19 protein-coding genes are annotated in these 21,102 nt (G+C 64.8%); 9 read left to right on the forward strand and 10 right to left on the reverse strand.

Annotated features, from left to right (window positions below; genetic code table 11):
- Window positions 1-22: 22 nt before the first annotated feature.
- Genes P0204_RS16910 through P0204_RS16920 form a run of 3 tightly spaced genes read right to left on the reverse strand, consistent with a single transcriptional unit; the run spans window position 23 to window position 4,245 of the window.
- Window positions 23-1,897 (reverse strand): PAS domain-containing protein, encoded by a 1,875-nt coding sequence (locus P0204_RS16910; RefSeq protein WP_276223881.1) that lies wholly within the window; start codon window positions 1,895-1,897, stop codon window positions 23-25.
- Entirely contained in the window at window positions 1,897-3,354 is a 1,458-nt protein-coding gene (locus P0204_RS16915) for an ATPase domain-containing protein (protein WP_276223883.1), read from the reverse strand. Before P0204_RS16915 ends, P0204_RS16910 begins: the two co-directional genes overlap by 1 nt.
- Window positions 3,355-3,411: 57 nt before the next feature.
- Window positions 3,412-4,245 carry an aldo/keto reductase gene (locus P0204_RS16920; RefSeq protein WP_276223885.1) on the reverse strand — a complete coding sequence of 278 codons (834 nt, stop codon included), beginning with the start codon at window positions 4,243-4,245 and terminating at the stop codon, window positions 3,412-3,414.
- Between the two features lie 113 nt (window positions 4,246-4,358).
- On the opposite strand from P0204_RS16920, the gene P0204_RS16925 reads away from it, so the two are divergent.
- On the forward strand, window positions 4,359-4,577 hold the full coding sequence (locus P0204_RS16925; protein ID WP_276223887.1) for a hypothetical protein: 219 nt from the start codon (window positions 4,359-4,361) through the stop codon (window positions 4,575-4,577).
- Between the two features lie 11 nt (window positions 4,578-4,588).
- Here the strand turns inward: P0204_RS16925 and P0204_RS16930 are convergent, their stop codons facing one another.
- Window positions 4,589-5,473 carry an alpha/beta fold hydrolase gene (locus P0204_RS16930; protein ID WP_276223889.1) on the reverse strand — a complete coding sequence of 295 codons (885 nt, stop codon included), beginning with the start codon at window positions 5,471-5,473 and terminating at the stop codon, window positions 4,589-4,591.
- Window positions 5,474-5,556: 83 nt separating this feature from the next.
- Between P0204_RS16930 and P0204_RS16935 the strand changes: the two genes are divergently transcribed.
- On the forward strand, window positions 5,557-6,198 hold the full coding sequence (locus tag P0204_RS16935; RefSeq protein WP_276223891.1) for a helix-turn-helix domain-containing protein: 642 nt from the start codon (window positions 5,557-5,559) through the stop codon (window positions 6,196-6,198).
- Between the two features lie 20 nt (window positions 6,199-6,218).
- On the opposite strand, the gene P0204_RS16940 is transcribed toward P0204_RS16935, so the two are convergent.
- Complete coding sequence (locus P0204_RS16940) at window positions 6,219-6,797, reverse strand: type IV pilin domain-containing protein (protein ID WP_276223892.1); 579 nt, start codon at window positions 6,795-6,797, stop codon at window positions 6,219-6,221.
- A 244-nt stretch (window positions 6,798-7,041) separates the two neighbouring features.
- On the opposite strand from P0204_RS16940, the gene P0204_RS16945 reads away from it, so the two are divergent.
- Entirely contained in the window at window positions 7,042-9,324 is a 2,283-nt protein-coding gene (locus tag P0204_RS16945; RefSeq protein ID WP_276223895.1) for a nitric-oxide reductase large subunit, read from the forward strand.
- A gap of 702 nt (window positions 9,325-10,026) precedes the next feature.
- Here P0204_RS16945 and P0204_RS16950 read toward each other — a convergent pair.
- On the reverse strand, window positions 10,027-10,530 hold the full coding sequence (locus P0204_RS16950) for an amphi-Trp domain-containing protein (RefSeq protein WP_276223897.1): 504 nt from the start codon (window positions 10,528-10,530) through the stop codon (window positions 10,027-10,029).
- A gap of 175 nt (window positions 10,531-10,705) precedes the next feature.
- Here P0204_RS16950 and P0204_RS16955 point away from each other — a divergent pair, with 175 nt between their 5' ends.
- Window positions 10,706-11,455, forward strand: a complete 750-nt coding sequence (locus tag P0204_RS16955; protein ID WP_276223899.1) for a helix-turn-helix domain-containing protein — start codon at window positions 10,706-10,708, stop codon at window positions 11,453-11,455.
- A 60-nt stretch (window positions 11,456-11,515) separates the two neighbouring features.
- On the forward strand, window positions 11,516-13,882 hold the full coding sequence (locus P0204_RS16960; protein WP_276223900.1) for a heavy metal translocating P-type ATPase: 2,367 nt from the start codon (window positions 11,516-11,518) through the stop codon (window positions 13,880-13,882).
- Between the two features lie 242 nt (window positions 13,883-14,124).
- Here P0204_RS16960 and P0204_RS16965 read toward each other — a convergent pair whose 3' ends face one another.
- The 3 genes from P0204_RS16965 to P0204_RS16975 form a co-directional block, all read right to left on the reverse strand.
- On the reverse strand, window positions 14,125-15,360 hold the full coding sequence (locus P0204_RS16965; RefSeq protein WP_276223902.1) for an FAD-dependent monooxygenase: 1,236 nt from the start codon (window positions 15,358-15,360) through the stop codon (window positions 14,125-14,127).
- Window positions 15,361-15,492: 132 nt separating this feature from the next.
- Window positions 15,493-15,813 carry a hypothetical protein gene (locus P0204_RS16970; RefSeq protein WP_276223904.1) on the reverse strand — a complete coding sequence of 107 codons (321 nt, stop codon included), beginning with the start codon at window positions 15,811-15,813 and terminating at the stop codon, window positions 15,493-15,495.
- A gap of 52 nt (window positions 15,814-15,865) precedes the next feature.
- Window positions 15,866-17,191, reverse strand: coding sequence for a CoA-binding protein (locus P0204_RS16975; RefSeq protein ID WP_276223906.1), 1,326 nt, complete (start codon window positions 17,189-17,191; stop codon window positions 15,866-15,868).
- Window positions 17,192-17,361: 170 nt separating this feature from the next.
- On the opposite strand from P0204_RS16975, the gene P0204_RS16980 reads away from it, so the two are divergent.
- Both P0204_RS16980 and P0204_RS16985 read left to right on the forward strand, forming a co-directional pair.
- Window positions 17,362-17,805 carry a MaoC family dehydratase gene (locus P0204_RS16980; protein WP_276223908.1) on the forward strand — a complete coding sequence of 148 codons (444 nt, stop codon included), beginning with the start codon at window positions 17,362-17,364 and terminating at the stop codon, window positions 17,803-17,805.
- Between the two features lie 141 nt (window positions 17,806-17,946).
- Window positions 17,947-19,299, forward strand: coding sequence for a methyl-accepting chemotaxis protein (locus P0204_RS16985; RefSeq protein WP_276223910.1), 1,353 nt, complete (start codon window positions 17,947-17,949; stop codon window positions 19,297-19,299).
- Between the two features lie 3 nt (window positions 19,300-19,302).
- Here the strand turns inward: P0204_RS16985 and P0204_RS16990 are convergent, their stop codons facing one another.
- The gene (locus tag P0204_RS16990; protein WP_276223912.1) at window positions 19,303-19,701 is read right to left on the reverse strand and encodes a universal stress protein; all 399 of its coding nucleotides are present in this window, start codon (window positions 19,699-19,701) and stop codon (window positions 19,303-19,305) included.
- A gap of 99 nt (window positions 19,702-19,800) precedes the next feature.
- Between P0204_RS16990 and P0204_RS16995 the strand changes: the two genes are divergently transcribed.
- Window positions 19,801-20,400 carry a GNAT family N-acetyltransferase gene (locus P0204_RS16995; protein WP_276223914.1) on the forward strand — a complete coding sequence of 200 codons (600 nt, stop codon included), beginning with the start codon at window positions 19,801-19,803 and terminating at the stop codon, window positions 20,398-20,400.
- A gap of 101 nt (window positions 20,401-20,501) precedes the next feature.
- The gene (locus tag P0204_RS17000) at window positions 20,502-21,014 is read left to right on the forward strand and encodes a gamma carbonic anhydrase family protein (protein WP_276223916.1); all 513 of its coding nucleotides are present in this window, start codon (window positions 20,502-20,504) and stop codon (window positions 21,012-21,014) included.
- The last annotated feature ends 88 nt before the right edge of the window (window positions 21,015-21,102 follow it).

Below are 21,102 nucleotides of genomic sequence, written 5' to 3' on the forward strand. Positions count from 1 at the left end.
CGTTCCAGCGACCGCAGAACCGTCAATGTGTCTGTCTGCTCCCCGTCTCGGCGTCCCGTTGGAACGAGAGAATCACCACGCCACCGCTCTCGGTGTTTTCGAGCGACACCCAGCCGCTAGCGTTCTCGACAGCCCACTTGACGAGCCAGAGTCGGATTCCCTGTGTGTGTTCCAGCGGCGTCTCGCTTCCGGCCTCCAGCGCACTGAGGGCGATCTCCGAGAACTCCATACCCGGGACCTCTACCCGAACTCGAACTGTGTCGTTCGACGGATCGTCGACGATCCGTACGGCGAACCGCCCCGACGGGCGCTCCCACCCGTCGACAGCGCGCTCGACGAGCTGTTCGAGACAGAGTTCTAGTTGGGGCGGACAGCGCGCCCTCGCGGTCGTCGGGCCGTCGACCGAGAACTCGATCTCCGGATACTCCGCCCGGAGCGTCGAGACTGCCGACCGAACGAGTGTCGGTACGTCGAGTGGATCGCTCGATTTCTCGGGGTTTCGCCCGATCTCGAACTGCCTGACGGTATCGACGATGTCCAACAGATCGTCCGACGCGGCCTGGATCGCTCCGGCGCTATCTGCCAGCGCCGACGGGTCCAGCTCGTCGGCGTGGGTCGTGACGTATTCGGCCTGGCCTGAGATGACCGTCAACCTGTTCCGGAGGTTGTGCCGGAGGACTCTGTCCAGTACGGTCAGTCGGCCCTGCTGTTCGCGGATCGCGGAGATGTCACGCGCGATCGCGATGATATGGTCGCCGTCGCGCTCCGAGACGGATTCGTGTTCGAATTTCACCTGAAACGTCCGCTTCTGACCTGTCGGAACCGAAAGCGACAGCTCCCGTTCCTGGGTCTGGCCCGTCTCGACGACGATCCGGCAGGCTCGACGGACGATGGCGGCAAGCTCTGTGGGGAGACGGTCCGCTAGAACGGTCGGCTCCGGACCGGCGAACCCGGCTCCGAACACGTCTATCGCGGCACCGTTAGCGTGGACCACCGTCGTGTCCGCACGCAACACGACGACCGGATCACTGACGGACTCGAAGACGTGTTCGTACTGTTCGAGCAGCCGCTTGCGTTCGATCTCTTCGGTCACGTCCCGCTGGAACCCGAGGAAGTGTGTCACCGTCCCGCCATCGTCGTAGACCGGGACGATATCCAGTTGGTTCCAGAACGGCTCCCCGCTTTTCCGGTAGTTTCGGATGACGACGGAGACCGGCTCCCGGGCCTCCAGAGCCTCGCGCAGTTGCGTAACCGTCGTCTCGTCGGTCCCGTCTCCCTGGAGAAACCGACAGTTCCGCCCCAAAACCTCCGGTAGCGAGTAGCCGGTCAGATCGACGAACCCACGGTTGACGTAGATCAGGGGGGCTCCCTCGGCACGCGCATCGGCGATACTGATGCCGATGTCCGCGTTGTCCATCGCGCGGCTGTACAGTTCGAGCCGTTCCCATCGGCGTGCGGCGACCAGCGAGTACTGACGGACGGCCATCAGCCCGTCGACGTGTGAGCGGATCGCGCGTTTCGATGCCGGTATCCGGATGATCCCGTCGATCACGTCACCGAACTCCCCGGCGTGTTGTGACCAGGGGTCGGACACACTGTCGGGGACCAACAGCAAGACCGGTGCCATCGCCGGCCGCTCGGATCGTTTCCAGTCACGGATCCGTGTGCGACAGTCGTCGAGTTGACCGACGCCGACCACACAGATATCCGTTCCCTCGGAGATCCCGTCCTCGACGCGTCGCAGTTCGTACTCAGAGAGCGTCTCGGTCAGAAGCTGTTGATCACGCCCGTCCGGGACGGCTACTGTGACCGTGGTCGCCCCTCGTTCGGGGAGCGGAACTTCGCCGGCCCCCCTGCCACCACTCGCAAGGCGGTTTGGCGAGCGGTCGTCGGCCATCAGTCGCCCTCGTCGGCCCGTCTGGGCACGCCGGTCAGCACGCCCTGATAGCCCGCCACCGAGGGACCGACGGTGAGCCCGTCGGCACCGATCTCCACGTTCCGGATCGTCCGCTCGAAGTCACCGTATCGTTTCTTGAGGACGCCGATGACCTTCTGGATCTCCCCGTCGATCTCGACGTACCGGAGGAAGACGATGTTGTCGGCGAGGTAGCTGATCTGGTCTTTCGTGGCGGTCAGATCACCGGTGACGGTCGAGGCCTCGTCGAGGAGAAGCGTCGTCACGCCCATGCGTTTGAGATATCGACACAGCGCGTGGAGTTCACGGGTGAGTTGGGTCTGCGAATCGCCGCCACGGAGGGCGAGCCGGTACCCCGAGATCCCGTCGATGACGACCATCCCGACGCCGTCTTCTTCGACACTGTCTCTGACCATCGCGGCGAACTCGTCGGGGCTCTGTGTGAGGGACTCGATCTCGGTCAGCAGTAACTGGTCCCGTTCGATCAACTCGTCGAGGTCGAGGCCGAGTTGGCGCGCCCGATACTGGAAATCAGCGGCGAGTTCCTCGAAGAGGAACCCCTGTGGACGGTCGCCGCGCTGGGCCGCCGCCCGCAGGAACACGGTCGCGAGTGTCGACTTCCCGACGCCCGAGGGTCCGGAGATCACTGTCACGGACCCACGCTGGATTCCGCCACCCAGGAGGCTGTCCAGCGATTCGATCCCGGAGCCGACCTGTTCCCGCGAGCGCTCGTCCTGGTGGTCGCCGGGGACTAACTTCGGATAGACGTGGCCGCCCGTGCCCGAGCGGATGCGGTACGTGTGTCTGCCACCCGCGTAGTCCGAGCCGCGGAACTTCGTGACCTCCAGACTCCGGTGGTCCGTCGTCCGGCGAATCTCGATCGACGCGTCGCCGAGAAACTGGATGTCCCGCTCTTCGTTCTCGCTCGTCGCCTGTGCCGTACAGACTGTCGTGATCGACCGCTCTTTGAGTGCGTTGACGAGCGAGGAGATGTGGCGCCGAAACTGATACTCGTCGGGCAGGAGCGCACGGAGCTCGGTCAGCGGGTCGATCACCAGCCTGTCGGGCGATTCGCGGTCGATCGCGTCCCCGATCTTCCCGATGAGTTCCGTCCCCTCGGCCTCCTCGGGCGAGAGGAGGGAGTACCCCTGTTCGGTGAAAAACCGCGATTCCGATTCGCTGAGATCCAGAATCGTACTGCTCGAGAGATCGATCCCCAGGGTCGCGGCGTTGCGCCGGAGATCGTCCGCTCGCTCCTCGAATCCGACGTACAGTCCCGACTCGCCGGCAGCGAGGAACTGCAGTGCGAGCACTGTCTTGCCGGTCCCCGGTCCTCCGTTGACGATCGTCGTCTGTCCACGCAGGAACCCGCCGTGTAACACGGCGTCCAGGCCGGGCGTTCCGGACGGGACCCGCTCTCGCTCGACCGAATCTGCCATATGGATATGAGGGCCGCAAGCAATGATAAAACCTCCCGCCGTGTGAAACGCGGGCCGTTACAGCGGGAACGACCGGACGAGTTTCGGGAGTTGGTTGCGGAGTCGACGACCGATGCTGCCGGTCCGATCCCGGATTCGCCGCATCTCCGCCCGGGACAGCGAGAAGTCGAAGACGTCGAGGTTCGCCTCCAGGTGGTCCCGGCTGCGGGCTTTCGGGATGGCGACGACTCCCTCCTGTTGGACCAGCCACCTGAGCGCGACCTGGGCCGGGCTCTTGCCGTAGCTGTCCCCGATGCCGTCGAGGATCGGGTCGTCGAGCACGTCGCCCCGTGCCAGCGGACTGTAGGCCGTCAGTGCGAGGTCGTTGTCGGCGCAGTACTCCCGGAGTTCCCGCTGGTCCTTGTAGGGGTGGTACTCGACCTGATCGGCGACGATCGGGACGTCGACTGCTCGCCGAGCACGGGCCAGTTGCGATCGGGTGAAGTTGCTGACGCCGACGTGCTCGACCACCCCCTCGCCGCGGAGGCCGGCCATCGCGCCCAGGGTCTCCTCGACGGGGACCCGTGGATGTGGCCAGTGGATCAACAACAGATCGACGAAGTCGAGCCCCAGTCGGTCCAGGCTCGCCCGTGCCGCCCGCCGGACGTCGTCGGCACGGAGGTTCGACCGCCACACCTTGGTCGTCACGAACACGTCGTCGCGGTCGACAGCGGACGCCGCTATCGCGTCCCCGACCGCCGCCTCGTTCCCGTAGTACTCCGCGGTGTCGACGTGCCTGTAGCCCAGTTCCAGAGCAGTTCGCACAGCCTCCCGACACTCCCCGCCGTCCATCTGGAAGGTCCCCACCCCGAGAGTCGGGATGTCAGCGTTACCGGCCGAGACGTAATGCATAGCGGCGGTACGGCACGGATCGAGGAGTAAGTGACGCCGCCGACTGGCGTCGCTCAGTCGCCGTTTGAGCGAAAGCCGCCTTTACGGGGACCGCGCGTTTCGTCGCTAGTACCATGACGAACCTCCTCCACGCCCTCCGTGCCGTCGCCCTCGCCGCGGTTGATCTGGTCGTCGGCGCCGTGCTCTTCGGCGTCACGACCTCGCCGATCGGTCTCCTGGTGATCGCTGTCGGTCTCCTGATCCTCTTTCACGTCGCCTACACCGGCGTCAGCAAGCTCCGGACGATCACCGCTGGGACCGGCGACCGGGCGCGGGGTAACCTTCACCGGTGAGTGCTGTCCCATCACTGCGTACAGGCAGTGAGAACGCGCTCCCGAGCGCGAAGCAGCGTCGTGAGATGATCGGTGTCGTCGACGCGGAGTTCGGCACCGGGGATAGTATCGGCCAAGCGTCTGGCAGCCGCCAGCGGAACGTTCGTGTCCAACTCTCCGTGAAAGAGGCTGACGGGCGACTCGACGGCCGCCACGTCGAACTCCCAGGGATCGGCGAGTAGCCCCGCCTCAGTTACCGCGCCGCTTCGAGTTCGCTCGATGGCGGCGACGAACTCCTCGTGGACGAGTTCTTCCTCGGCCTCACTGAGCGCCGGTCCCTCCGCGGTCGTGTACTGCGAGACGACGAACGACGGCGGGAGGACACGTGCCAGGCGGCCAGTGACGGCGAACGCCCCGGCCAGGAGCCAGCCGGCGTGGTTCCCGAGAACGCCCAGGAACCGCTGGACGGCCGGCGGCTCCTCTTGCAGGCTCGGCGGCACCGCCCCGGAGACGACCGCAACACGGTCGACACGCTCCGGCCGTGTCCTCGCCAGTGCGAGTGCGTGGGGACCACCGCCGGAGAACCCCGCGACCGTCGCCGTATCGACGCCGGCATCGTCCAGCACTGGGAGCGCGAACGCCGCGGTATCGTCGAGCCGACGGTCGGGCCAGACGCTGGATCGGCCGTAGCCGGGTCGATCGAGCGCGATGACTCGAACTGACTTCCGGTTGGCGGGGTCGTCGAAGAGCGCACCGACGAGGCGTGACCCCGGCGTGCCGTGGAACAGGAGTAGCGGTGTGCCATCGGGGTCGCCGTACTCGGCGTAGGCCACGTGACGGTCGCCACCGATCGGGACGCGGGACACCTGCGCCGCTCGGTCACATTCTCGGTCGGGGGCCGCAGCGCTCGCTCGCATCGCCTGTCGCTACCGCTCCTCGATACGAAGGTCCTCCGGCGGATGCATCCGGTTATTTATATACAAGCGCCGATCGGTCGGCCGTGCAACGGGTCGAGTTCGCCGTCACGTATCCGCCGGATCGAAGGCATCCACTCCACGACGCCGTCGAGACGACTGCGGGCGTCTCGCGCGCCGAACTGCTGATGTGGGGGCCGACGGGCCGGATCACGTCGCTGTTGTGGCTCGATTGCCGGCCGGACCGGGCAAAAGACCTGCTCGATGCGGTCGATTCCACGACGAGGGAACTGATCGGGGAGGGGACGGGCACCTACGCGTTTCTCGAACAGGACCACTACGAACTCGATACGGGCGTGCTGGCTGTCGTCGCCGACGCACGCGTCATCTTCCTCCCGCCGGTCGTCTTCCAGGAAGCGGGAGAGGCGACGGTCGAAGCCGTCGGAAGCCGGGCCACACTGGGGGAGTTCTACGAGGCACTGGACGAGCGTGTCCCGACGACGATCCGGCGGGTCCGCCCCTTCGAGCGCCGACAGGCGACCGGCGTTCTCACCGATCGCCAGCGTGCAGCCCTCGATGCCGCGTCGGCGGTCGGCTACTACGAGATACCCAGAACCGGGAGCGTCGCCGACGTGGCGACCGAACTCGACTGCGCCCACAGCACCGCCGGCGAACTCCTCCGAAAGGCAGAGGCCGCGCTCGTCGCAGCGGCCGTCGGGGACGGCTGAACAGCCACCAGGTCGCTCTCTCACCCATCACAGCCTGTTCCCGGGGCGACCGTCCCTTCGTCGATTATCGCCGTCGCCGCTTGGCCACGCCAGATGACCTTGATCGGATCACAGGGTTCGAGAACGTCGACTGCCTCCGGATCGTTCCGTTCCTGGATGACGAGTCGCTGGCCGGCCGTGACGTTTTCCTCCCACTCGTTGACCACACCGGGGTCGGAGCCGTCCCCGTCGCCCGGGGGTCCGCCACGGGTGTCTGACGGTGCGATCGACGGGGGCTTGTTGAGGTCGTTGAACTCGTCGTCGTTGATCTCGACGATCAGCCCTCTCACGTCGGTCGACGGCGAGTCGTTGTTGCTCTCGCTGTCGGCGGTATCGTTGAACACTGTCGTCCCGCCGACGACGACTTCCAGGCGCGTCCGTCGCAGTCGGTCGCCACCGTCGTGCGTGATGACGACGGAGTCGTTTTTCGCGACACCGTCCTCGAAGTAGCGGGACTCGAACTCGATGTCGGCCGTCGGCGCGACCGACGAGACGCTGTCGCCAAACGAGAACGCGAGCACCGTCAGGAGCGTTCCCACGAGGACGACTACGCCGACCATGAGGACCACACCGATCAGTGACGAGACGCCCCGGTCTCTCCATGGAACAGACGAACCACCCATCGGCTGCGTTACTACCACTGTGAGTATCCATCCAGATAATAGTTCCTGGAGCGACAATTTTGCCCCAGATCTAGCTCCGGTCCGGAACGCCCGACCCCATACCGAACATGTTCGCGCACCCGCCCGGCGACTGGGAACCCGGTAGGCACTTTTGGAGTGTCCGTGTCGAACCACCGCCTGTATGGAAGTACAACGCAAGACGATCGCGAAATTCATCGCCGCCGCCTTCGTCCTCAACCTGGTCGTCATGGGGGCAGGGGCCTGGTTCGCCTACCAGGAGGCCCCGCCGATCCCCGACGAGATCACGGGTCCGGACGGGGCGACTGTCGTCACGGACGAACAGATCAGAGACGGGAAGAAAGCCTTCCAGCGGGACGGCCTGATGAACCACGGGTCGATCCTGGGCAACGGTGCGTACTATGGCCCCGACTACACCGCCGATACGCTCGATCTGAAGACCGAGTACATGCGCCAGTACTACGCCCGTGAGCGCTACGGCGACGACTACACGGCTCTGCAAAGCAGTGAGCAGGCCGCGATCGACGACGTCGTGAGACAGGACCTGGACGACCAGTACGACGGCGGCGACATCCAGTACTCCGCCGCCGAACTGTTCGCCCACAAGCAGGTCCGGGAAGAATACGTCGAGCGCTACCACGAGGGGAGCCACGAGCGCGGGGTCCCCGAGGGAATGATCGACTCCGAGGCCGACGCCAGGAAGTTCGCGGACTTCGCGCTCTGGACGGCCTGGTTCTCCCACACCGACCGGCCCGACGGTGACCACTCCTACACCAACGAGTGGCCCTACGCGCCCGGTGCAGGCAACGACGCTACCGCCGCCGCGATGACCTGGAGCGTCATCGCGATGGTCCTGCTGGTCGGCGCCGCCGGCTTCGGGATCTGGCTCTACCGGTCGGTCGAACTCCCGGAACCCTCCGCCGACGGGCTCTCGGTGCCCGAACCGAGCGAGGTAGAGATCTTCCCCAGCCAGCGGGCGGCCCTGCGGTTCATCCCCGTCGCGGCCGGGCTGTTCCTCGCACAGGTGTTTTTGGGCGGGTTACTGGCGCACTTCTACATCGAACGGGCCGGCTTCTTCGGTATCGAGGAGATATTCGGCGTCCACATCCTCCAGTTGCTGCCCTTCGCCATCGCGAAGACCTGGCACATCGATCTGGGGATCCTCTGGATCGCCGCGACCTGGCTCGGTGCAGGGCTCTTCCTCCCGCCCCTGCTGACCGGCCACGAGCCCAAGCGGCAGTCGACGTACATCGACGGCCTGCTGGGTGCCATCGTCGTCGTGACCGTCGGCGGCCTCGGCGGCATCTGGCTCGGTTCCCACGGCTACTTCGGCGACCTCTGGTGGGTGTTCGGCAACGAAGGGCTGGAGTACCTCGAAGTCGGGAAAATCTGGCAGGTCGGACTGCTCGCTGGCTTCGGGATCTGGGCAGTGCTGTCGATCCGCGGTCTCAAGCCGTTGCTCGACGAGGAGCCTGTCTTCGGTCTCGGCCACATGATCCTCTATGCCGGCGGCTCCATCGCACTGCTGTTTACCGCCGGATTCCTCTTTACCCCCGACACCAACATCGCCGTCACGGAGTTCTGGCGCTGGTGGGTCGTCCACATGTGGGTCGAAGGCGCCTTCGAGTTCTTCATCGTCGCCATCGTCGGACTGACGCTGGTGTCGATGAACCTCCTCTCCCGGCGTAGCGCCGAGAAGGCCGTCATGCTACAGGCGCTGCTCGTGATGGGGACCGGCGTCATCGGCGTCTCGCACCACTACTGGTGGGTCGGGATGCCCGACATGTGGATTCCCATCGGGAGCGCCTTCTCTACCCTGGAGTTGATCCCGCTCGTGTTCATCCTCTACGAGGCGCTAGGTCAGTACCAGGCGATGTCCGAGAGCGGCGGCTTCCCCTACAAACTCCCGTTCATGTTCATCATCGCCAGCGGCGTCTGGAACTTCGTGGGCGCCGGCGTGCTCGGGTTCTTCATCAACCTCCCGCTGATCAACTACTACGAGCACGGGACCTACCTCACCGTCGGCCACGCCCACGCCGCGATGTTCGGGGCTTTCGGTTTCCTCGCGCTGGGGATGGTCAGCTACATGCTCCAGCTGTCGATCCAGCCCAGTCGGTGGGACGGTTCCTGGCTCCGGGCCGCCTTCTGGTGTTGGAACGTCGGCCTGGCGTTGATGGTGTTCGTCTCCGTCCTGCCGGTCGGGTTCCTGCAACTGGAGACGGTGTTCACCCAGAGCTACGACGCCGCGCGCAGCCTGGCGTTCTACAACCTACCGATCGTCCAGACGCTGTTCTGGGCACGACTCCCTGGTGATACGCTAATCATCCTGGGGACGGTCATCTACGCTGCGGACCTGATCCGCAAGCGGTTCGTGCTCAGGCAGTCCGCGGACGACCCGAGCGTCGACGACGTCGCCGTCGCGGACGGCGTACTCAACGACGATTGAACTCGTCGGTCGGACATTCGACCGATATCGTTCGTCTCGCGGTCCGAGACACTGCTACTGGCGGTTTCAAACGAACCGTATCAAAAAGCGGGCTAGCCGCTCTCCCCCATAGTTTCTCGAAAAATCTATCGAAATAAGCTCTTCGGACGGCGTGGCTCTCGCTGAACTCGGCGTTCGATTCCGTGGGTTCCCACGCGTCAGGAGAAGTCGGTCGGAGTGAACTCGGGGAAGACGCCGATCCGTTATTCGGTCGGTTCTTCGTCGTTCCCGCCACGGCGGCGGAGACCGATGACGACGATAGCGACGATAGCGACGATCGCGATGAGTTTTGTTCGATTCATCGTGGATTGGCGTTCCCCCGTCTCGGATATAAAGATTTGCGTGGGAGGAGAGTCGAACAGCGACGACTCGTCTCACGATCGGGACGCGTCTGTCCGGTCTATCGTGGTGTGTTCACACACCGCTATCGATGTGTATTGTTGCTCGGTATCGCCGGGTAGGCCGACTGAGACGGGACAACTACCGATCCGTCCTCTCTCGACACGGCAGCTCGTTTCCATCCCTATCCCCTGGAACGCCAGCGACGAGTGTGCGCCGCAGAAAGCGAACCACAAGCTCGATCTGCCGTCGTCGAACTACGACAGCAGGCCCGATCCGAACGGCATTCCCCCTACGATCGTCGGTCGAGGCTCGGACTGCCCATTAGTCCGTGAACTCCCCGTCGATCGCTGCTTCTGGCGAATTCGCCATCACACTCCGGAGCCCTTTCAAGGCGTTGTGTTTACGCGTGTAGCCTTGCCCGCCGGTCGCGATGATGTTCCCGTTGTGGTGGCGGAGTCGCCAGCGCCACGTGTCGTCACGACCCCGGTAGACCTCGAACCGGGCCAGTGACTGGGAGCCATCGGCCGCTCCCACGACTGTTGGTTCCTCGGCCGTTTCCTCGGAAGCGGGCTCGGCGGACGATACAGGCGACTCACCGCTCGATACGGACCATTCTAGCTCCAGTTCCAGACTCGCCCCGTCGTCCTCGGTCTCGAATTCGATCTCCAGGGTGAGTTCTTCGGGCGTTTCGACGGTCACAGCGTCCGTCTCGTCACCTAACCGAACGGCACCCGTCCGGAGCCCGTCAGCCACACCGTCCAATACCGAGGCGATCTCCGCACGACTGCCGGTCAGCTCAGTTTCGTATTCGTCTCGTCGTGACACGGTTCCATTCGTGTCGGTGAGCCGATAAGGCTTCGCTTGCATCCGGTGTCCCGCCGCCGACGGTGGCAGTGGCTCCACCGACTCCGCCAGTTGTGTCCGTTTCCACGCCGACGGTGACGATGCAACCGGTTTCGGCGAGCCGGTGGCTTATATCTCGCCGGCACCAAGCCGGTCTATGCGTGAGCTCGTCTTCGCTCTCGAATACAAACCCGGCTGTAACCGGGTCGCTGACGCTCTCGCTGACCACCCCGACGCCCGCGTCCGCTCGCTCTCGCTGCACGCAACCGCCGACCGTCTCTGGCGGGTCGACCACGCGACCGGACCCCCGGCCGCAGTTGCGGCCATCGAAGAGGCCTTCCTCAACAGCGACTACTACGCCGACTGTCTCACAACCGAGGACTGCGGTGCCACACAGACGACTCGCGTCCTCGACCGCACCGAAGACACGCTCGTCCTCTACTCCGACTGGGAGCGCACCCCGTCCTGTGCGTCTGTCCCGCATATCGCCCACGATCACCTCGGCGACGGCGTGTTGTTCGAGACCCGCCACGAGGGTCGACACTACACGTGGCGACTCATCCACTCCGGTGCGGGTGACGTGGCGGCGTTTTTCGACGCTCTCCAGGCTGCCATCGGGGAGTGTGCACAGATGGAGATGCTCCGAACGGCGGAGACGGCGGCATCAGCAGGGGGTAGAGACGGGGCGTCGACTGATCTGACTCCGGAGCAGGAAGCCGCACTCCGGGGCGCCGTCGAACACGGGTACTACGAGTCCCCGCGTGAGGTCGATGTCGGTGAACTGGCCGAACACCTCGACGTCCCACGGTCGACGCTCACGTATCGACTCCGACGGGCCGAAGAACACCTCGCGAAACAGCACGTCACCGGCGAGGGAGTGACTGACGGGCCGTCACCACCGATCTGACGGCAGGAGTTGGAATATTCCAACAAAGGCTTATCGAACTAACACCCCTACCTCAGGGTAATGACCGACGGATCACACGAAGACGAGGGGGCGGGCGGTGACGGTCGACGCCGGGAGTTGACTGCCCGTCTCGTCGTCCCCGAGATGGATTGCCCCTCCTGTGCGCAGAAGGTCGACAAGAGCCTCCGGCGCGTCGACGGTGTCGTCGACACGACGCTCCAGCCGACTACCGGCACGGCCACCGTCACCTACGATTCCGACCGGATCAGCGAGGCCGATGTCATCGAGGCGATCGAGGCCGCCGGCTACGAGGTCGCAGGTGGTTCGAGCACCGACGACGACGGCCGAGGGGAGACGGGCGATGGCGTCGACATCGCGCCGCCGTCGGAGGTCTGGACGACGCCCCGCGCGAAGAAGACCTGGATCGGCGCGGTGTTTGTCGTCGCCGGGCTCCTCTTCGAGTTCCTCCTCACGACACAGAACGTCGCGGTGGCGAGTGTCCTCGACTATCCGCTTTCCATCGCGGACGTGCTGTTCCTGGCTGCCGTCGCCGCCAGCGGCATCCCTGTCGTCCGGAGCGGCTACTACTCGGCGAGAAACAGGAGTCTCGACATCGACCTGCTCATGGGGACGGCGATCATCGCCGCGACCGGCATCGGCTACTTCGTCGAGGCTGCGACGCTTGCCGTCCTGTTCAGTATCGCCGAACTGCTCGAAGAATACGCGATGGATCGGGCGCGGGACTCCCTGCGTGAACTGATGGAACTGTCGCCCGACGAGGCCACAGTCCTCCGCGCGGGCGAGGAACTGACGGTGCCGGCCGGCGAGGTCGAAGTCGGCGAGACAGCCGTCGTCCGGCCCGGCGAGAAGATCCCGCTCGACGGGACGGTTCGGGAGGGCGAGAGCGCGGTCGACCAGTCGCCGATCACGGGCGAGAGCGTCCCCGTGGACAAGGCAGCGGGCGACGAGGTGTACGCCGGGGCGATCAACGAGGAGGGCTATCTCGAAATCGAGGTCACGTCGACGGCAGGTGATTCGACGCTCTCGCGGGTCATCGAGATGGTACAGGGCGCACAGGCAAAGCGGACCGAGACCGAGCAGTTCGTCGACCGCTTTTCCGGGTACTACACACCGGTCGTGGTCGTGCTGGCGATCCTGACTGCTGCTATCCCGCCGCTGGTCATCGCCGATCCCGTGTCGGTCGAGGTTGCGGGATACGGGTTCGTCTTCGCCGGCGACTGGCAGACGTGGTTCGTCCACGGACTCACCCTGCTCGTGATCGCCTGTCCCTGTGCGTTCGTCATCTCGACGCCGGTCTCCGTCGTCTCGGGTATCACTAGCGCTGCCAAGAACGGCGTCCTGATCAAGGGCGGCAACTACCTCGAAGCGATGGGGGGAGTCGACGCCGTCGCCGTCGACAAGACGGGGACGCTCACGAAAGGGGAACTCGCCGTCACGGATGTCCTCTCACTCGACACGACCGACGACGAGCTGCTCCGCTACGCTGCCGGACTGGAGCGTCGCAGCGAACACCCTATCGCCGCGGCCATCCTCGCCCGGGCCGACGAGGCGGGTTTGGGTGACCTGCCCGAGCCGACGAGCTTCGAGAGCCTGACGGGCAAAGGCATCCGTGGAGAAATCGACGGTGAGACGTACTACGCGGGGAAGCCCGCGCTCTTCGAGGAGTTAGGGTTCGACCTCTCGCGCGCCCGCCGTGAGACCGACGGTGGCGTCGTTGCAGAAGAGACGAGCCAGTCCGACAGCGGTGCGTTCGCCGAGGATACCCTCGCCGCGCTGGAACGGGAGGGAAAGACGGTCGTCGTCGTCGGCACGGGATCGAAGGTACTGGGCGCCATCGCCATCGCCGACGAGGTGCGTCCCGCCTCGAAGCGGGCCGTCGAACGGCTCCACGAACTCGGCGTCGAACGGGTCGTGATGCTGACCGGCGACAACGAGGGGACCGCCCGTGCGATCGCCGAGGCGGTCGGCGTCGACGAGTACCGCGCCGAACTCCTGCCGGACGAGAAGGTCGACGCGGTCGAGGCACTGCAATCCGAGTACGGTGCGGTGGCCATGGTCGGTGACGGAATCAACGACGCGCCGGCGCTGGCCACCGCGGAGGTCGGCATCGCGATGGGCGCGGCCGGCACCGACACCGCACTGGAGACCGCCGACATCGCGCTGATGGGCGACGACATCGGGAAGCTGCCGTACCTGTACGACCTGTCACACACCGCCAACGGCGTGATCAGACAGAGCATCTGGGTGAGCCTCGGCGTGAAGTTCCTGCTCGCACTGGGTGTGCCCCTGGGATTAGTGAGTGTCGCGCTGGCCGTCGTCGTCGGCGACATGGGAATGAGCCTCGGTGTGACTGGCAACGCGATGCGACTCTCCAGAATTACGCCCGAGGAACTAAATTCACAGTAAACGGTTCTACTTCGAACCCCTCTACAGTTAGAACACCCCTCGAAAACCCCTATTTCTCGAATCGACTACGATAGTGGTGAATTATGGAATTAAATACGGCTAACATTCATTTTTAGAACCGACTAAGACACTTTGCCGGCAAAAAGTAACGACAAAAAGACAGTTCCATCTCCACAACTCCAGAAAACGATGAGAAACGCGAGAACGGCGCGGAGACGCTATCGGCGTCTTCCTCCCTGCGCTCAGTAGTTGCCGGTCGAGACGATCGGCGGCGCATCGTGTGGGCCGTAGGGGGCGTCGTCGAGGTACTCGCCGGCCGGTTCGAAGTAGTCGGCCAGCGAGGCGGCGGCCTCCTTCCGGAGGACGGTCGCGGGATTGTCCCCCTGGAGGTACTCCAGGGCCTGCCCGGCCGCGTTCAGGTTGTATTCGGAGGCTTTCTCCCGCCGGGCCGCGTACAGTTCGACCTCGTCACGGGCCACGGCCGAACTCTGGGCGCGATAGGCGACAGCGATCGCCGAGGCCGCCTCGTCGGCGTCGGCGATCCCGGAGTTCATCCCGCGTGCGCCGAACGGCGCGAGGAGGTGGGCCGCTTCGCCGGCCAGCAGGACACGTCGGTGATCGTCGACGAACGTATCCGCCATCACCTGGAGGAACTTGTAGCTGGACACCCACGTCAGGTTGTCGGCGTAGGCGTCGCCCATCACCGCGGTGACGAACTCCCGCATCTTCTCGTCGGTGACCAACTCGTCCGGGTCGTCGCCCTCGATACACTGGATGTCGAGGCGCCATCCGCCCGTGAACGGAACCAGCATGACGTTGCGGCCGCCGACGCTCGGGTCGTCGTAGTGGAAGAGACGCTCCAGTGGCCACTGTTCGTCCTCGTCGTCGAGTTCGTCCACGTCGGCGATGATGAAGGAGTTCTTCGACTGGTCGCCCTCGAACTGTGCGCCGATCTCGTCACGGACCGTCGAACCGCCGCCGTCCGCGCCGACGAGGTACGGTGTCTCCCACTCACGGCCGTCGGCCGTCTCGACGTGGACGCCGTCGGCGCTGCTCTCGACGGTTTCGACGGCTGCGTCCCAGTGGATGTCGATCCCGGCCTCGTCCAGCGCCTCGTGCATGAACTCCTCGGTGCGGACCTGCGGGACGCTGGTGAAGTGTGGGAACTTCCCGTCGCCGCCGGGGTTGTCGTAGGTCCGCTTGAACACTTCCTTCCCTCGCCAGCAGGTCCGTCGGGTGGGCCAGACCAGCCCCTCCTCGACGAGGTTCTCGCCCAGGCCCGGGTGGACCCGTTCGAGGGTGTGGAGCGTTGTCCCGTGGACGTAGATGGCGCGACTCCCCGACCGGTCGCGGTCCGCGGACTCCGCTTCGAGAATCGTCGCGGGCACACCGCGTGCGTTCAGTGCGAGCGCCGTGGTCATCCCGACTGGCCCCGCACCTGCAATCAACACTGGGCGTTCCGCATCAGTAGTGGTCATCGTGTCTACCCATTCCTTGTGACACGACCATCATAATTATTGTGGTCTTCCCGAGAAATTCGGGAATAGAGACGCTATATCGGCCGAGACGCCCACGGCTATCCGGAGGAGCGGACGCCCCACGAGAGCCACCTATAGGCCCAGTTGCGTCTCGACCCAGTGGTCCCGGGCCGCAAACACCATCGCCTCTTCGTCTTCGAACACCGTCGTCTCTGCGACGAACGTGTCCCAGGTCCCGTCGGGCACTAACTCCAGTTCTCCGGCGTCCTCGGCGTCCGACGGACTGGCCGCGACCATCTCGTCGAAGGTCTCGAAGTCGGTGTGTTCCTGCATGAACGTCTCGTCGAAGATCTCCTCGACGGGGATCTCCTCGTGTTCTCCGACGACGTCACGCGGGTGCGGGAGGTCCTCGGCTTCAGCAGCCACTTCTGCCAGGTCGCTTTCTCGAACCATGTGGTAGATAATGGACGATATCAACTAAACGCTTCTGGTGATGTAGGCGTGCCTACCGCGACGTTTCGGCGAGGACGGACGCGGCGTAGGCACCACGCTCCGGTGTGTCGAACGTCGCGACACCGAGCTCTTCCAACCGTTCGCGGTCCTCGGCCAGCGCGTCGTCGGGGCCGGCGACGGTGAAAACGACGGGTTTGTCGATATCGGCCGTCAGCCGTTCGAGTTCCTCGACGGGGTACCCCAGCGAATGCTCGAAGATCTCGTAGACGAGGACGATGTCGACGTTGTCGTCCCGTCCCACGGCGTCGATGACGTCGCCGAACTCCGGCATCGGCCGGCCCGTATCCACCGGGTTCTTGTCGTAGGTGAACCCCAGCAGGATCTCGTCGAGTCGTTCGCGGGTCTCCTCGGTCAGTTCGGGGAAGGTCACGCCGCGTTCCTGGAGGGAGTCCGCCATCATGATCCCCGGGCCGGCCTGTGCGGTGACGAGGCCGACGTTCGGACCGTCCGCCTGCGGACACTGTGCGAGGACGCGTCCCGCGTCGAGCAGTTCGGTCAACGAGTCGGCCATGACGGCCCCCGCGTCCCTGAACGCCTGTTCGTAGCGCTCGTACTCCTGTATCGGCGCTGCGGTGTGTGCCTCGACGAACTCCGCCATCCGGTTGCCCGACTTGAGCGCAGCGACGGGCGTGTCGGCCTCGTCGATCGCGTCGATCGCGGCGTCGATCTCGTTCGTCCCCTCGATGTGGAGCGCGATGGCCTCGGCCGCCGGGTCCTCGTCGAGCATCGGAACGACGTCGTCGAAGTCCGTGTTCACACGGTTTCCGAGCCCGTACATCCCGGCGGTCCCGTACCCCTCGCGGTCCAACTGGAAGGTCGCGGTCACACCGACGCCCCCGCTCTGTGCGGCGATCGCCACGTCACCGGACTCGATCTCGTCGAACCCCGGCACGAAGGAACTGAACAGGTCCCGGTGTGGGATGATGTGTCCGGCGGTGTTCGGTCCGAGGACGGCGATATCGTACTCGTCTGCGGTGTCCCGGATCTGGGCCTGGAGCTCTCTCCCGCGGTCACCCGACTCGGCGAAGCCGCCGGCGAAGACGACGGCTGCACCGACGCCGGCCGCGCCACACTCCTCGATGACCTCCGGGGTCGCCGGGCCGGGGACACAGCAGAGCGCGAGATCCGCGTCGGTGTCGCCCACGGAGTCGACGAACTCGTAGCCGTAGACCGCTCCCTCGCCCGAGGGATTGACCGGGTACACCGGGCCGTCGAACTCCTTCGCGTTCGCCATCGCGTCGTTTCCGAGTTTCCCCGGTGTCTTCGACGCACCGATGACTGCGATGCTGTCCGGATCGAACAACGCTGTGAGACTCACACGTACGCTTCTCCACTGGACTGAATATAATTTTCGACTGTGCAGTTCGATCGCGCTCATCTGCTCCGCTGGACACGCTGGCAGATCAACTAGAGGCTACGCACTACCTCAGGGACACCTGCCGACGGCAGCACGTCGGTTTTTTGTCGGTCCATCGCCACCACACCGACATGCGCTTCTACGACGACATCTCGATCGGCGACGAGTATCGCTCGGAACCCTACCGGATCTCCCAGTCCGAGATCATCGAGTTCGGCGAGAAGTACGACCCCCAGCCGTTCCATACGGACCCGGAGGCGGCAGAGAACTCCGTTTTCGGTGGGTTGGTCGCTTCGGGGTGGCAGACGGCCGCTCTCTGTATGCGCCTCCACGTCCAGAGCAGCGAGGAGACGGCGACCCAGGCCGGGGTCGGCATCGACGACCTCCGCTGGCACCGCCCACTCCGGCCGGGTGATTCGCTCCGACTTCGCAGCGAGATCATCGGGAAGCGTCCCTCCGAGAGCCGCGGCGATCGCGGGTTCGTGACGACCCGCCACGAGGGCGTCAACCAGGACGACGACCTGGTCATCTCCTACGAGGCGACCGCGATGGTCCGGCGGCACAGCGACGAGTAGCCGTTCCGGGGTCGTCGGGTAGGTCCGTCAGGTTTCCTGCACTCTCCGAGACGATGGGGCCACCGGTGCGACTGGTCACCCTCCACAAGCGTTAGTGAATGGACAGTTACCTTTATCACAGATGATCCGACACGTCAGGGTATGTCAAAGAGCGCCTCGGACGACGCGACACTCGATCCTCCCCTCCCGGAGGAAGCAGACGAGACCGAACGGCTCCGTGCCGAGCGTGACTACTGGCGTCACCTCTTCGACCAGTTGGTCGCGTCGTTTCCCGAACCGGTCATCGTCGTCGACGACGACGGACGATTGACACACTGGAACGACGAGCAAGTGGAGTTTATCGGGACGCCGGCCGACGAGGCGCTGAACCGGCCGGCACACGAGGTGGTCGGAACCGAAGACGTGACAGAGACCCTCGCGGAACAAGTCGCGAGAACCGGCGAGGCCGTCCGGGAGACCGATGTCAGATCGGGGACCCACGAGGACGGCACCGACTGGCACGTCCGAGCGACCGGTGTGCCACTGGTCGCTCCCGGCGGCGACGTCGTCGGCTGTTTCGAGTACGTCAGTCGTGTCACCGGACTCGTCGAACAGCGTAAGTCGATGCAAGACGTCCAAGAACAGGTCCAGAGAGACATCGAGACGTCCGTCAGCGATCTCGAATCCGCGTCGGCACAGGTGACCGAGAACGCCGAGGAGATCGCCGACATCGCGGAACAAGAGGCCGACAACATCGACGGTATCGACCAGGAGGTACAGACGCTCAGCGCGACCACCGAGGAAGTCGCATCGAGCGTCGAGACGATCAGCACACAGAGCACCGAGACGGAGGCGCTGGCCGAAGAATCCGAGACTGCGACTCGGGACCTCCTGGAAACGGTCGACGCCGTCACCGACGCGAGCGAGCAGATGGCGACGGATGCGACCGAGTTGGCCGAGCAGATCGACGAGATAGACGACGTGGTGGCGACGATCGACGACCTGGCCGAGCAGATCAACATGCTCGCGCTGAACGCGTCGATCGAAGCGGCGCGTGCCGGCGAGGCCGGCGCGGGGTTCGCCGTCGTCGCTGACGAGGTGAAGAACCTGGCCTCGGAGTCCCAGACCGAGGCCGACCGGATCGAGCGACTGATCGACAATATCTCCGCGATAGCGACTGACACGGTCGATAGCGTCGAAGAGACGACCCGGCAAGTCGCGGACATCGAAACGGAGATCCGGGCGGTGAACGAGAACCAACGGCAGATCCAGGACGCGATCACGGATATCTCGACGCAGTTGGGCCAGATCGCCGATGCGACCGACGACCAGGCGACAAGCGCCGAGGAGATCGCGGCAGTACTGGATCGAACCGTCGAGGGCGTCAAGCAGGTCGCCGAGGAGGTCGCCGAACTCGCATCGGCGAATCAGCGCCAGACCGCCCAGATCCGGACGATTCGCGAGGGCGTGGAGGCGCTGGAGCAGAACCTCGACGAGGTCGTCGAGACGAACTGACGCCTACTCCTCCGTACTCCCACAGACGAGCACCGGGCGGTCAGTTCCGAGAATCACGTCCTGTGTGACACTTCCGAACAGCGCTTTCCCTGCAGGGCTTCGCTTGCGGCCACCGACGCAGATCTGATCGACGTCGTACTGTTCGGCGTGTTTGAGTGTCTCCTCCGCCGGGTCCCCGCTGGATTCGAGGAGTTCGACGGTGACACCTGCGGCCTCGAGACGGTCCGTGGTCTCTCTGACCGCCTCTACCTGGTTGACCGAGGCCCCTTCGGGGTTGTCGTCGAAGACGTGGAGGAGGAACGCCTCCGCGCCCTCCGCCGTCTCTACCATGTCCTCGATCGCTTCGATCTGTGCCTGTGCCTGGGATAGATCGTCGTCGAGCGCCACCAACAATCGTACCATGAGGTCCCGTTCGTCGTATGCGTCCTTATAACTACTGCGTGTTCCTGGCAGGAGGCGTTCGCGGTATCTGTTAAGTATCTATAGATGATATCTGTTCACATGGGTCGAGAAGACGACCTGGCCTGTGACGGCTGGGACAGCAGTCAGTGTGTAGGGACACCGCTCTGTCCGCCGCGCTGTCCACGCTTTACCGACCGTGAGGCGGCGAGAGGGATCGTTCGGCCCCACGAACCCGAAGACCTGGAGGCACTCGTCGGGATGTACCTCGACTTCGATCCGGACGATCGGACGATGGGCCTCCCTCCTGCTACGGAGACCAAACTCCGGCGGTGGCTCGACCGGTTCGTCGACGACGGCTGGAGCCTTGTCGCCGAGGTGGACACGACTGTCGTCGGCCACGCGGGCGTGACACCGGGGGACGCGGCGGCACCCCATCTCGTCGTCTTCGTCGCCGACGAGGCCCAGGGCCGGGGTATCGGCTCGGAACTGATACGGCAACTGGTGGCCTACGCGGCCGACCGCGGTCACGAGACGCTCGTGCTGACTGTGAAGGCTGACAACGACGCGGCTATCACCGTCTACGACAACGTAGGGTTCGATGTCATCGAACAACTCGGCGGCGAACTCGAGATGCACCTCTCGCTTTCGTCCCCAGTCGTCGATGCAGTCCAGCGTCCACCGGCCGAGCGTGAGGGGTAAACGACCTGGCATCCCGGCCGGCCCGGTCTGTTCGATAACGTCGAACGGTCTATCAGGAACGTTTGGCCAGGTTTTAGTCGCTCGCCGACGGTGCGGTAGCTATGCAACGACCGTTCGACGGTACGACTCCACGGGTCGCGGACGAGGCGTTCGTCTCGGAGATGGCATACGCAGTCGGCGATGTCGACGTGGGTCCACGGGCGAGCATCTGGCCGTTCGTCTGTCTCCGTGGCGATGGCGGGACGGTCACGGTCGGCGAGGAAAGCAACGTTCAGGAGTTCACGATGCTGCACGGGGCGACCATCGGCGAGGAAGTGACGATCGGCCACGGGGCGGTCGTCGACTACGCCACCGTCCACGACCACGCACTAGTCGGGATGGGGAGCGCCGTCATGGGCGGTGCAACGGTCGAATCGGACTGTATCGTCGCGGCGAACGCGGTCGTGCGGCAGGGACAGCGGGTCCCGTCGGGACATATGGCCTACGGCATTCCCGCCGAGACACGCCCGCTAACCGACGAACAGTTGGCACAGATCGGCGAGACCCACGAGAGCTACGTCGAACTCGCGGCGACCTACCGCGGGACGGCGGCGGAAGCAGGAACCGACGACTGATCGAAGGCCGAACAACGGCCGTTCGCCCAGTTCCTCGCGTCCACCGAAAGCCGGCAGCGTGACGGCACCGGATCGGCATAATAGATGT

The sequence above is a fragment of the Haloarcula halophila genome (assembly GCF_029278565.1).
GTDB classification, from domain to species: Archaea; Halobacteriota; Halobacteria; order Halobacteriales; family Haloarculaceae; genus Haloarcula; species Haloarcula halophila.

Excerpts from the sequence above, each read along its gene's own strand:
- P0204_RS17000 (WP_276223916.1), top strand. The coding sequence starts at position 20,502 with ATGCAACGACCGTTCGACGGTACGACTCCACGGGTCGCGGACGAGGCG.
- P0204_RS16965 (WP_276223902.1), bottom strand. The coding sequence starts at position 15,360 with ATGACCACTACTGATGCGGAACGCCCAGTGTTGATTGCAGGTGCGGGG.
- P0204_RS16945 (WP_276223895.1), top strand. The coding sequence starts at position 7,042 with ATGGAAGTACAACGCAAGACGATCGCGAAATTCATCGCCGCCGCCTTC.
- P0204_RS16920 (WP_276223885.1), bottom strand. The coding sequence starts at position 4,245 with ATGCATTACGTCTCGGCCGGTAACGCTGACATCCCGACTCTCGGGGTG.
- P0204_RS16955 (WP_276223899.1), top strand. The coding sequence starts at position 10,706 with ATGCGTGAGCTCGTCTTCGCTCTCGAATACAAACCCGGCTGTAACCGG.
- P0204_RS16910 (WP_276223881.1), bottom strand. The coding sequence starts at position 1,897 with ATGGCCGACGACCGCTCGCCAAACCGCCTTGCGAGTGGTGGCAGGGGG.
- P0204_RS16930 (WP_276223889.1), bottom strand. The coding sequence starts at position 5,473 with ATGCGAGCGAGCGCTGCGGCCCCCGACCGAGAATGTGACCGAGCGGCG.
- P0204_RS16915 (WP_276223883.1), bottom strand. The coding sequence starts at position 3,354 with ATGGCAGATTCGGTCGAGCGAGAGCGGGTCCCGTCCGGAACGCCCGGC.
- P0204_RS16985 (WP_276223910.1), top strand. The coding sequence starts at position 17,947 with ATGTCAAAGAGCGCCTCGGACGACGCGACACTCGATCCTCCCCTCCCG.
- P0204_RS16990 (WP_276223912.1), bottom strand. The coding sequence starts at position 19,701 with ATGGTACGATTGTTGGTGGCGCTCGACGACGATCTATCCCAGGCACAG.
- P0204_RS16925 (WP_276223887.1), top strand. The coding sequence starts at position 4,359 with ATGACGAACCTCCTCCACGCCCTCCGTGCCGTCGCCCTCGCCGCGGTT.
- P0204_RS16940 (WP_276223892.1), bottom strand. The coding sequence starts at position 6,797 with ATGGTCGGCGTAGTCGTCCTCGTGGGAACGCTCCTGACGGTGCTCGCG.
- P0204_RS16970 (WP_276223904.1), bottom strand. The coding sequence starts at position 15,813 with ATGGTTCGAGAAAGCGACCTGGCAGAAGTGGCTGCTGAAGCCGAGGAC.
- P0204_RS16980 (WP_276223908.1), top strand. The coding sequence starts at position 17,362 with ATGCGCTTCTACGACGACATCTCGATCGGCGACGAGTATCGCTCGGAA.
- P0204_RS16995 (WP_276223914.1), top strand. The coding sequence starts at position 19,801 with ATGGGTCGAGAAGACGACCTGGCCTGTGACGGCTGGGACAGCAGTCAG.
- P0204_RS16960 (WP_276223900.1), top strand. The coding sequence starts at position 11,516 with ATGACCGACGGATCACACGAAGACGAGGGGGCGGGCGGTGACGGTCGA.